The 12621-nt window shown below is 41.8% G+C and carries 8 protein-coding genes; 7 read left to right on the top strand and 1 reads right to left on the bottom strand.

What is annotated here, in order from left to right:
• Positions 1-4: 4 nt before the first annotated feature.
• The gene (locus GWC95_RS15540) at positions 5-1105 is read left to right on the top strand and encodes a thioredoxin-like domain-containing protein (protein ID WP_161819631.1); all 1101 of its coding nucleotides are present in this window, start codon (positions 5-7) and stop codon (positions 1103-1105) included.
• Between the two features lie 76 nt (positions 1106-1181).
• On the opposite strand, the gene GWC95_RS15535 is transcribed toward GWC95_RS15540, so the two are convergent.
• The gene (locus tag GWC95_RS15535) at positions 1182-3464 is read right to left on the bottom strand and encodes a tetratricopeptide repeat protein (protein WP_161819630.1); all 2283 of its coding nucleotides are present in this window, start codon (positions 3462-3464) and stop codon (positions 1182-1184) included.
• A gap of 400 nt (positions 3465-3864) precedes the next feature.
• Between GWC95_RS15535 and GWC95_RS15530 the strand changes: the two genes are divergently transcribed.
• The 6 genes from GWC95_RS15530 to GWC95_RS15505 all read left to right on the top strand — a co-directional run bounded on the left by GWC95_RS15530 (position 3865) and on the right by GWC95_RS15505 (position 12577).
• Positions 3865-4470 carry an RNA polymerase sigma factor gene (locus GWC95_RS15530; protein WP_161819629.1) on the top strand — a complete coding sequence of 202 codons (606 nt, stop codon included), beginning with the start codon at positions 3865-3867 and terminating at the stop codon, positions 4468-4470.
• Positions 4471-4556: 86 nt separating this feature from the next.
• On the top strand, positions 4557-5675 hold the full coding sequence (locus tag GWC95_RS15525; RefSeq protein WP_161819628.1) for a FecR family protein: 1119 nt from the start codon (positions 4557-4559) through the stop codon (positions 5673-5675).
• 112 nt (positions 5676-5787) lie between these two features.
• The gene (locus GWC95_RS15520; protein ID WP_161819627.1) at positions 5788-9162 is read left to right on the top strand and encodes a SusC/RagA family TonB-linked outer membrane protein; all 3375 of its coding nucleotides are present in this window, start codon (positions 5788-5790) and stop codon (positions 9160-9162) included.
• Between the two features lie 16 nt (positions 9163-9178).
• Entirely contained in the window at positions 9179-10612 is a 1434-nt protein-coding gene (locus tag GWC95_RS15515) for a RagB/SusD family nutrient uptake outer membrane protein (RefSeq protein ID WP_161819626.1), read from the top strand.
• A 90-nt stretch (positions 10613-10702) separates the two neighbouring features.
• Positions 10703-12070 (top strand): thioredoxin family protein, encoded by a 1368-nt coding sequence (locus tag GWC95_RS15510; RefSeq protein ID WP_161819625.1) that lies wholly within the window; start codon positions 10703-10705, stop codon positions 12068-12070.
• 21 nt (positions 12071-12091) lie between these two features.
• The gene (locus GWC95_RS15505) at positions 12092-12577 is read left to right on the top strand and encodes a hypothetical protein (RefSeq protein WP_161819624.1); all 486 of its coding nucleotides are present in this window, start codon (positions 12092-12094) and stop codon (positions 12575-12577) included.
• Positions 12578-12621: the final 44 nt, after the last annotated feature.

The following is a 12621-nucleotide window of genomic DNA, read 5'->3' as shown; positions in this document are numbered from 1 at the left end:
CACTATGAAACAAATATTACTACTGTTTACAGTCCTGGTTTCATCCGTACTGCACGCACAAACCACCGGGTACAAAATCAATATCGATGTAAAAGGTCTGCCTGAAAAATGCGAGGTGTTCCTGAAAGATTTCGAGACCACAACAGAGATCAACAAAGGTGTGTTGGTGGGCGGCAAGGGAACGCTGCAAGGGCAAATGGAGAACGCGCCGCGGTTGTTGTTCCTCACGCTGTATACCGGCAGCGAAACCTACTGGTGCAATTTTATGATCGATGCAGAGGAAGTAACGATCCAGGCTGCGACGAAGGATTTTCCGTTTCATGTGAAGGTGCAGGGATCGGCGGTACAGGATGTTTTTTCCAAACTCAATACTGAACTTGCAGACAACCGGACGTTGCGCGATAGTTTGTTTGCATATGCAAAGACTATTATGACCAACGCAGACAAGAAAGCGGAACTGAAACGGCTGGTGCGGGAAATGGCGGTGATCGATTCGATGGAGATCGTTACCAAGAAAGAATTTGTTGAAAGTAACCTGCAGAGTTATCCTGCCGTGTTGGAGCTTTTCCTCGTGCGGTCGTCTTATGAGAAAGCAGAAGTTGCAGCGTTGTTCCTGCAACTTTCCGAAACGCTCAAACAAAGTGCATATGGTGTCAAGCTGAAAAATTACCTGGGTATTGAAAAGATTGTGGCAAAAGGAGACAAGGCATTTGCATTCAGTGCGCAGGACAAAGATGGAAACATACACCCGTTCCCGGAAGCAAATGGCAAATATGTGCTGCTGGATTTTACGAAAGATTATTGCGCGCCCTGTGTGGCTTCGGTAAAAGAACTGAAAGAGATCAGTACTAAGTATAAGGATCGGTTGGCAGTTGTCAGCTTTTCCCCGGATGAAAAACAGGGCTGGTTGAAAGGCTTGCAAAGGGATCAACCCAGCTGGCTTAACCTGTGGGACGGAAAGGGTACGGCAGGGCCGGTGATATTAAATTACGGAGTGCAGGCTTATCCCACTTTTCTCTTGATCGATCCATCCGGAACTGTTGTGGCGAAGTCGGTGGGGTATTCGGCGGGGAGTCTGCAAACCATGCTAAAGAGCTTTTTGTAAATTCTACTGTATGTGATTCTACAAGAGATTTATCGCGGCGCGTCCGTTGTAATTCTGGACTTGGATTTAGCGTTTTTTATTTCGGAACTATATCAGTTAATTCGGCTTCTAATTTTTTTGTGCAATAGTGCTGCCTGTACCACACAAGGTACTCACTTCTGAATTTGTTTTTGAATTCGTGGTATTCCTGATATTCATCAAATGCGCTTTGGTGGAGGGGGATTTTCACATGATAGAGCAACATTTTCGAAATCAATTCCAGTGATAAGGTAATTGTCCCGGAAAGCGACAATAAGACTTCTCCAAATTTCATCGCACCTTCAAATTTCTTTATAGTTTCAGTATCTTTTTGTCTTGCTGAAAGTTTTTGACCATAAAAGTGCAATATCACGGCAGCCCTTGGGGAAAGCATGCCCTTTTTTAGAAAATACCGAATGAGAATAATATACACGTCAAGTTTCTTATCACTTGCATACATTCCCGTTGCAAGCTGTTTTTCTACTGAAGTTCTGCCTTCCGTTCTTTTATGATGGTTCTCAATTTCAACACGTAAGGGTCGCGCCTTAGAATTATTTTCGATTGCATTATCCAGCTCCTCTAATTTGTCGTTTTCAACAGAACTTATATAGTTCGAAATAAGTTTGTTTTCAAGCAATTTTATTTCATGTCTAGTATTAACCAGATACATGATTTCCTCCATTTCCTTATCAGACTCAATCATGTTATAGAATTCTAGATGGCGGTATACAGCATCGGGATTGTTGAAGTGTCTCACTTCGTTAATTTCTTCTAGCAGTTCAAAATAATAGAGTCTGTTTTTAATTTCGAATTCAAACTCCTCTTGTGTAATGTTCTTAGTTATGGTAACTGGTTTTTGCTCGGGAAGGAATTTGTAAACCTTCTCCATTTTTTCGATCTCGACGATTTCGTGAGCTGTTTGTTTTAGTTGATCCCATTTCTTTTGTGCTTTGTAAACACCTATAAGTCCATATTTGGCAGGAAGAAACTTTTGGGCGCGTAAATAGTAGGTTTCAGCCAAAGAAAATAATCCACCAAGCATCATAACCTGTCCGATATAATAGCAAGTCACAGGATCTTCAACATGCGTAGTTCCGAGGGGTTCGAAAACTGATTGAAAATGATCATCCACCGGGTAGGTCAGGTTAATGCAAGACCTTATATAGTAATACATGTCAAAAATGGAAAGGCCACCGTCTACTCTGAATTCTGTATAAAAAACTGCAGTGCGCGTGGGCAGTCCCAAATAGTAAGATGAGATTGCGTTTAACACGGAAACAACAGAAGTTGCTTTGTACACCCATTTCGAATGCGATAGAAAGTCCAGGAAGGTTATCCATTTTTGGCATTTTCCATAAATGTCCGCGACGTCTTTCACGTAGTGAGAATGAGTACTCAAAATTGGATATTGATTGATCAAGGTAATGCTTGCCAAGGGACAGTCGTAACGCACAAATGCACCCCATAAAGTATGTACAACCTTCATCGTTTCAGTATAGCTATGCAGGTAAGGGTTAAACATCATAGCCTGAAAACCCATTTGAAAGTGCGCTAGAGCCTCCGAATATTTTCCTGCAAGTTCATAAATACTTGCTGCAGAAATATAAAGATGATAATCTTTCAGCTCTTTCAGCCTTTCTAACACGCCAGCGAGGGCTTTGTCAAAATCCTTTCTTTGGGCATACAATGCCGCTCTGTTTACAACTGAGGGAGTGTGATTCAGCTTTGAGGCAAATTCGAAGTACTCCAGTGCCTTGTCAAGCTGGTTATCATTAAAGTAAATGGTTCCGATAGAGCCGTGTATCTCAGCCTCCGTTGGCGCGAGGGAAAGTGCTTCTTCAAAGGCCTCCAGTGCTTTCTCGCTTTTATTAAGATTGTAGTAAGCTGTGCCTAAAAACTTAAAAGTCTCAACATCTGCCTTACCTTCCTCTACAATCTTGGTTGCAATCTCTGTGACTTTTTGGAACTCCTCCTTTCCGTGATAGGCACGCATTAATTGATACAGAATCGGAGACTTATTGGAAGGCATTAACTGCAAGGCGTACTCCAGACATTCTAACGCGGCATCATAAAAATGGAAAGTGTTCAGTTCCCGCGCACGGTACAGATAATACGAGTAGTTGCCAGAATTGAGCTTAATAGCTTGTGAAAAAAAATCGAGTGCCTGCTTGAAATTTCTTGAGTCATGCTCCGCCAAGCCCGCTAAAAAATACAGCCTATCACTTGCATATTTCTCAAGTTTTTCTATCGTCAGGAATCTCGCAATGGATTTAAAGTCTTTTTGGGCCAGATACCCCTCACATTGGTTGAGTAACAAGTCCAACTCCTTTTCTTTAAGCATGTACTGAATTTACAAAACACTGTTTAAAAAACCGCGAGTGTACGTTATTTCTTTATAGAAACACTACGACGACTATTTGTGTGTCATGGAATCATTGTACAGCAGTTCTTTTTGCTCTTTTGAACGATAACCGGTATCGATGATGTGCCGGGTGGTTCAGAAGCAGAGTCTGTTACGGAAACGAAATCAAATCCTAGAAACTACTGAGGATTAATGCGGAATGAGCCGGATAATTCAGGAGATTTAGGAGGCTTTAAGGATTATTAAAGTTGGAATTGTCAAACAATTATTTACTTTCATCCGGTAAAACAATGTCCAACCACCATGCAATGAAACCGTTGCGGTGGTTGTCTTGTTTTAGAGGGCAAAGACACTTTAGACCAAACCAAAACCCAGACCATTGCATCCATCCCCCCAGGATACGACCCATCTTTTGGATCGCCTCTCTAGAGGCGACAACGGGGCATTGGAAGCTCTCTTTCTCACTTACAAAGATTCCGTTTACGAGACCGCTTTGCGTTTCGTGAAGATCGAGGTTTACGCGGAGGAAATCCTGCAGGATGTCTTTCTTGACCTGTGGATGCACCGCGGCGAGGCACCCGGCATCGAGAACCTGCCCGGCTGGCTGTATACCGTCGCACGCAACCGTTCTTTTAAGGTTTTGCGGGGGATCGCCAGACGTAATATCCATGAGGGCAAAGTAAAGGCCGAGGCACATGAAAGGGAACAATCGGGAGATACCGACTACCTCCTGGAAGAGGCCGAACTGAAGGGCATGGTGGCGGAAGCCAAATCCCGGCTGACGGCTGCGCAGCAGACCGCATTTTACCTGATGCGGGAGCTGGGGCTTTCGCGCGACGAAGCCGCTGCACAGATGGGTATCTCTCCCAATACAGCCAAGGTCCACCTCCTACATGCCACCCGTGCCATTCGCGCGCACCTGATCGTAAAGGGCGTGATCGTTCCATCGGTACTGGCAGCCTTCCCTCTCTTTATTTACAACTGATCATAATTTCTTTTTAAAAACATAACATTTCCCTAATACAGGCTCCAACTTCCGGGGTCATGTCATGACAGGGTCAAATTTTATCTATGGCAACACGCGCAGCACTGGAACAAGTTTTAGCGGACTATCTCAAGCCGGAAGCGACTGACGAAGATCGCCAGCGCCTTTATATTGCTTTGCAAAACGAGGCAGACGCTGAAGTTATGCGCCAGCTTATCGAAGCGGACAGCAGCATACCGAAAGGTGAAGTCAGGCTGGATGATGAATCAACAGAAGCCATACGCGCTGCACTCATGCTGGCTACAACAGAAGCGCCGGTAAGAAAAATGTTCTTTGCCAAAGCGACCCGTTGGATAGCTGCAGCCGTTGTTCTGTTTGCCGTAGCCACTACATTCTTTCTCTTAAACAAGAAAGATATAGAGCCACAAAAACCAATCGCACAGCTGACACAAAAAGAAAGATTTAAAAATGATATCCAGCCCGGTAAAACAGGTGCCATTTTACGTTTATCCAATGGCCGGGAAATATTGCTGGACACAGCGAAAGACGGGCAACTTTTTGACGGATTTACCAAAGGAAATGAAGGGATAAGAGTATCAGAAAACGCTGTTCAGTATGCAACCGTCATCACACCGAAAGCGCGTATACAAACCGTACAATTAAGTGACGGAACCACGGTGTGGCTCAATGCAGGATCGAGCGTGAAATTCCCGACTGTATTCAACGGAAATACCAGAGAAGTTGAGATCACAGGTGAGGTATATTTTGAAGTTGCGAAAAATAAAGACAAGCCCTTTATCGTCAACACCGGACAGGACAAGATCACTGTACTCGGAACACATTTCAATGTGAACACGTATGCGAAGCAGGTGACGACATTACTCGAAGGATCTGTCAAAATCAACAACGATATCCTGAAGCCTGGCCAACAATACTCAGAAGGCAAATTCTTTCAACCTGACATCGAAAGTGTAATGGCCTGGAAGGATGGAAGGTTCTTATACGATGGTGCAGGTATCAAACAGATCATGCAGGATATTGAAAGATGGTACGATGTAGACATCGAATTTAAAGAAATCGTGAATTACAGTTTTGTCGCCAAGGTAAACCGCAATCTTCCTGTGAGCGAGCTATTGAAAATTTTAGAGGCAACTGGTGATGTGCATTTTACGATCGAAGGAAAAAAGATCAGTGTTTTTAAGTAGTACGAACCATACAAAATAAAAGCCAGTAGTGCGCTAACACCACCGGCCGGAAGTTAAGAGTAAACCAAAACGCTAGACACGTTCATTGTTCAACCCAAAACCAATGCAATCTATGCATTTAACTGCAATTTTCCGAACCCCTCAACTCATCAAAGCCATGAAGTTGATTACAATTTTGCTGCTTGCAGCACTGTTACAGGTCTCGGCTAAGGGACTTTCCCAAGTCGTAAGTATTCGTCTAAAAGAAAGCACTCTAGAAAAGGCTTTTAAAGAAATCGAGAAGAAGACAGGATACACATTTGTTTATACGAAAGAACGTCTTGGGGCTGCAAAACCTGTTACTATTGATGTCGAAAATCAACCTTTAGAAAGTGTTCTCGAAAAATTATTTGATGCGCAACAGCTCACGTTTAGTATCTCGGGCAAATATATTTCTGTAAAGCAAAGGGATAAAACAGTCCAGGATTATGCTACAGCCGCTGCAATTATCGCAGTTAGTGGACGAGTTACAGATGATGAAGGAAATCCACTTGTCGGAGCTAATGTTATGATAAGAGGCACCAAGAATGGTGCTCAAACAAATGTCTCTGGCATTTATCATTTGCAAAGTGTTGAAGAATCCGCGTCGCTGGAATTTAGTTATGTTGGGTTTGAAATGAAAGTAATGCCAGTACTCGGGCGAAGTGTGGTGAATGTGACTTTGAACAGAACTGAAAGCAAACTCGATGAAGTGCAAATACAGGCATACGGTACCACAAGCCAGCGAATGACGACCGGAAATATTAGCATTGTTAAGGGGTCTGACATTGCAAAGCAACCCGTACCTAATGTAATGCTTGCATTGCAAGCGAGAGTGCCGGGTTTGTTCGTACAGCAGAACAATGGCGTAGCTGGCGGTGGGATCAGTCTTAGGATACAAGGTCAAAATAGCATTGGATATGGGAATGATCCATTGATAATAATTGACGGCGTGCCATACTCATCGCAAATGCCTAAGTTTAGTAATTCAGACATCGTTCTAGGGGAAAATGGAGGGAATGGAGGAAATTTCGGAAGCGGAAGTCCACTGAGCTTTATTAATCCTCAAGATGTTGAAAGCGTGTCCGTGTTAAAAGATGCTGAGGCCACATCAATTTACGGATCTCGAGCTGCTAACGGGGCCATTATCATTATTACAAAAAATGGGAAGGCGGGTAAGGTTAAATTAGACGTCGATGTGCAGGAGGGTTGGAGCAATGTTACGCGGTTCATGAAGATGATGAATAGGCGTCAATATCTTGATATGCGCTACGAAGCGTACAAAAATGATGGTGTTAACTTGTCGACGATAACAAGTAATAGCACAAATTATGATGTGACACTCTGGGATACCACGCGTGAAACAAATTGGCAGAAATTTTACATTGGTGGGACTGCTAAATATACAAATCTCAATGCAAGTGTATCGGGTGGAAGTTCAGAAATACAGTATTTGTTAAGCACGACATATAATAGGCAATCGACTGTTTTTCCGGGCGAATATGCCGACCAAAAGGGGGCCGTTCATCTGAGTGTTTCTGCAAACTCACCTAACAACAGATTCAAATTACGTTTTACAAATAACTACACTATAGATGATAACAAATTGCCAGGTGTGGATCTTACAGCAGCCGCTAACTTAACCGAGCCTATTGCGCCAGCACTTTTTAACCCAGACGGGAGCTTGAACTGGGCAATGACTCCATCAGGGGTCTCAACTTTGGAGAATCATCCAATGCAGTATATTATTTACAATCAATATCATCGCAAGGTTAATAGTCTTGTTACGAATTTGCTATTATCCTACTCTGTATTACCGGGGTTAGATTTTAAAACAAGTTTTGGGTTTACAAATCTAACCGCAAGTGACTTTAACAGCAGTCCCCTTGCCGGTGCAAAGCCAGAAAACGTTTCAAATTTCGTTCGCCGAGCATCATACGGTAGTGTGGCTTCAAACTCGTGGATTGTCGAGCCCCAAGTGACTTATAAGCTTGCTAAAAAGAACCTAAATGTTGATGCATTAGTAGGTTCAACTTTCCAAGCCAATAAGAATAACTCGGGAGCGTATGTTGGAACCGGTTATGTCAGTGACGCACTATTGACTAATCCAAGTGCTGCAGCGACAATAGTATCAGATGTCTCGAATATCTCAGAATACAAATACAATGCTCTCTTTGGAAGAATTCAATTGGCTGCAAGGAAAAAGTACATAGCGACATTTACTGGTAGATACGATGGAACAAGTCGCTTTGGCGAAAAAAACAAGTTCCAAAGTTTTGGAAGTGCGGGTCTCGCATGGATATTTTCTGAGGAATTAATGTTAAAAGGGAAGCTACGTTTCTTAAGTTTTGGTAAATTAAGAGCGTCGATCGGCACAACGGGAAGTGATCAAATTGGTGACTATCAATACATTGGTCTTTTTGGAGCTGGCTCTTCCGGGAATCCTTATCAAGGTGGGAGCTTTCTGTTACCACTTGGGATAGCTAATCCGTATATTCAATGGGAGTCGACGACCAAAGTTCACGCCGGGATTGATCTTGGTTTTATCAATGACAGAATTATTCTTTCGGCGAGCTATTCCAGAAACAGATCGTCTAACCAACTTCTTCTGTATAAATTGCCTTCTACTGCAGGTCGTACATCCGTTCCCGATAATTTTCCGGCAACAGTTCAAAACTCATCATTTGAATTATCGTTGAATTCAAAAAATCTTACAACAAAGAAGATTTCTTGGACTACCAGTTTGAATATGACGGTTGCGCGAAATAAGCTTTTAGAATTCCCAAATCTATCGCAATCATCATATGCAAATACCCTGATAGTAGGACAATCTATCGCGACGCAAAGGCTACTACGCTTTGGTGGAGTTGATCCCGCCACAGGAGTTTATAAAGTATTGGACCGTTTCGGCAATCCTACCAGTACCCCAGATCAAGCAAACGACCGAACGGAATTTGTCACGTTCTTCCCTATATATTATGGGGGGATTGAAAACTTATTTAATACTGGGAATTTCGAGCTAAGTTTTTTATTTCAATTTGTTAAGCAAAATACTGCAAACTTGCTTTTTAATAATGGAACATCGGTACCTCCAGGTGCTTTTGTGTCTGGATCAAGTAATCAACCGGTAACTGTTTTTGATCGTTGGCAAAATGTAGGAGATCATGTGACTATTCAAAAATACACGGCGGATTATTTCAGTGCAACAGCAGCTCAACAAGATTTGGCTTTTGCCAGCGATGCGAGGAATTCAGATGCGTCCTATATACGTTTGAAAAATATCGCAATTGGTTGGACGTTACCATCTACTTGGTTGAAATCTGCAGGTTTTAAACTTGTCAAATTTACCCTAAATGCCCAGAATTTGTTGACCATGACTAAGTTCAAAGGAGGTGATCCTGAAACTCCTGGTTATAGCAGTCTACCCCCTTTGCGAACAATAACATTTGGTGTACAAATAGGTTTATAATTTTAAAAATACACTCATGCAAACCATTCATAATACTCGGCCCCAAATATTTATAACGTACTCTTTTATTATCGTCTTTTTAGTTTCAGGCTGCAAGAAATTTGTTGAAGTAGATCCGCCTGTGGTAAGTGTAACAAAAGAGAATGTGTTTAAAACAAAAGAAACTGCGGTCGCGACAGTGACCGGCCTATACACGTATCTATCAAATACTTTCACACCTTTTACAGGAAAAATGGGGATTTCAATGCTTGGAGGTCTTCTATCGGACGAGCTAACGTTGAACTCCTCAGTAACTGACACCAAATTGAATGCTTATTTCAGAAACAATCTATTGGTCAGCAATGGGGCAGATGGATGGGAGCCATGCTATACATTTCTTTTTTGGACGAACTCTGTCATAGAGGGATTGCAAGAGGAAAAAGCATTGCAAAGCTCAGTTAAAAGTGAATTAATAGGCGAGGCTAAATTTCTTCGTGCTTTTGTAAACTTTCATTTAACTAACACCTACGGTGCTATACCAATTGTGCTGACGACAGATTATAAGGTTAATTCCACCTTGTCGCGAAGCAACATAAGTGATGTTTACGCCCAGTGTATTAAAGATCTTACAGAAGCAAAGTCCTTGCTGAGCGAAAACTATCTCGACTTAAACCTGCTACCTTACTCTTCGGCAGCGCGCAGGGTTCGAGTGAACAAATGGGCTGCATCAGCTTTATTGTCACGAATTTATCTGTACAATAAACAATACAGCGAAGCGGAAAATGAAGCCTCATTAGTAATTTCAGCATCGCAAACTTTTTCACTTGCCCCACTTAAAGATGTTTTTTTAGCAACCAGCACTGAAGCGATTTGGCAACTTCAGCCAACTGCAGCGGGTTGGAATACTGAAGATGCTCGGGTTTTTGTTATTAATGGATCGCCAAATAATAGTCGGCCAATACGACTCAGCACATATTTGTTGAGCAGTTTCGAACCAGGCGACCAAAGAATTAGCAACTGGACAAAAGATACGACCATCGGAGCGGTAAAATACACTTACCCTTTTAAGTATAAGATCGCTACACAAAACAAGCCTGTCGATGAATACCTTACAGTTTTACGCCTTGGTGAAATATATTTAGTACGATCAGAAGCGAGGGCGCAGCAAGATAAAATTGCTTTAGCAAATTCAGATCTCAATACGATCAGAAATAGGTCTGGATTGGCGAGTAAATCCTATACAGACAAAGGTAGCTTACTCGATGCCATTTTTCAAGAACGGCGGGTCGAGTTATTTACTGAGTTTGGACACAGATGGTTTGACTTGAAAAGAGCAGATAAGGCTAATGCAGTTATGTCCACAATTACTCCATTAAAAGGAGGGACTTGGACAACTTCGGATCAACTTCTTCCTTTACCGCTAAATGATATCCTCAGAAATCCCAATATAACTCAGAATCCAGGGTATTAAGCTAATCTAATTGAATCGCCGAGTTGTTACGAATGTTAATTCGAGCTATCAGACTAAAGATTCTTCCAAACTTAGAAAATTCATGCAAAGATGAGAAAGATTATTATAGTTCTATCAATCCTAACGATAAGTCAGTTTGGTGACTTACAAGGGCAGATAATTAGAAAATCGAATGGCGGCATTATATTTCGGCAGTTTGCGGATTGGTCTGAGGTTCGCACTGCTGCCAAGAAAGAGAATAAACTAATCTTCGTTGACTGTTTCACCACTTGGTGTGCGCCTTGCCGCGCCATGGAGCATGACGTTTTCAGTACGGACACCGTTGGCAGTTTTTTCAATTCACATTTCATATCTATCAGATTACAGTTTGATCAAACTAAAGGAGACAATGCTCACGTGAAGTCATGGTATGGCGAAGTAAAGAAGATGGACAAGAAGTTCTCTGTTGACGTGTATCCTTCGTTCCTGGTTTTTGATTCCACAGGCCAAATTGTCCACAGGGGGACCAGCTACCAAAATGTTAATTCATTTCTTGCTTTCGGCAAAACGGCCCTAGATCCCAAAACTCGATATTATTCATTATTGAATCAATACGACCTAAAATTGCTACATCCGGAACAATTTCCCGCTATCATAAAGATGAGCACAAAGTTTGGAAACGTTCAATACGCTAGTCGTCTTTCAAAAGACTTTCTTAGTTACTTGGTCACTCGTCCAGAAGAAGAATGGTATTCGAAAGAAGCGATTGCTGTGATTTCTGATAATATCAGAGGAAAGCAAAGTAGATTTTACAAAATGTTTACAAGCAATCCTGGTAAGGTTAACAAAGTTACTGGTGGGTCAGCTTCTTCTCAACGAGTACTGGATACAGTTATTGGACGATCATTTCTTAATCATGCGGTATCAATTTACATGAGCCAAGGAAAAGAGCCGGCTTGGGATTCGTTATCCAAAGTGCTAACACGTGAACATGATGTAGTTACTGCGCGCCGAAATATACTTCTTGCGAAGTTAAGTTACTACGAGGTCTTAGGCGATAGAGAAGGTTATTTGAGCTGCTTCGTTGAGCTTGTTGCAATGAACGCTTTTGATTTGCCTGCTAGTGATTCCTGGCTCAATTATGTCGCCTATAGTAATATCTACGGGGATAATGGCAATGCAGGAACGGATGATTCGTCGAAATTGTCAGCAGCAATCAATTGGATGGATGGCGTTGTGAGTCGAGCTCGAGATAATCATGTGAGAGGATGGTATTTCACCGTGCTAGACACATATTTTATGCTTTTGTATAAAGGAAAACAAGTAGATAGAGCATTGGAAGTTGCAAGCAACGGATTAAAGGAAGCGATAGGAGACAATAATATAAAAGTGATCGGTAACCTTGAGGAGCGTATTCAACAAATCAAATCTGGACGACGAACGTGGTTAGTCGAAGCGGATCTAAAAAAGAACAATTAAAAACAGCTAAAATTCAACATTGTGTCCTTTGATAAAAAGAGAATATTAGTAGCCATTTTCACATGCTTTTTAAGCATGGTTGTAACAGCCCAAACAAAAAAATGGAAATTAGTCCAGCAACATCCTGTCAGCGGTAGTATATATTACTGGGGTTCGACACCAATTTCCGTTCAAATCAATATTTCTGGTAAGAAGGTAGTTATAGAGGAGGCGTTAAAAGTTGATTCGAGTGTATCAACAGTTATTGATACACTTGTTGTGGGCAAAAAAAGTGAACTGACTACAGCGAGTGGGCGGAAAAAAACGAAGTTAGTTAATTTTAATGCCAGCAAAAATTACATAATTGTTACATCTTCGATCTATAATCCCTTCAAAGATTCTTATTTAGAAATAGTGTCAACAGACGCTTGGCGAGTGCTCGATGATAAGCTTTATCTGAGTAGAAAGAGTTTAAATTATATCACTGGCGAGGAATGGCAGATCGATGCTATGTATAGTCGAGATTAGTATTCTCTTGCCAAGTTCATAAAAGCAAACAACTTCATATCGTG

The organism is Sediminibacterium roseum (assembly GCF_009939005.1).
GTDB lineage: Bacteria > Bacteroidota > Bacteroidia > Chitinophagales > Chitinophagaceae > Sediminibacterium > Sediminibacterium roseum.
Note: the sequence above shows the minus strand (reverse complement) of the source record. Positions and strands in the feature narration are given on the sequence as shown.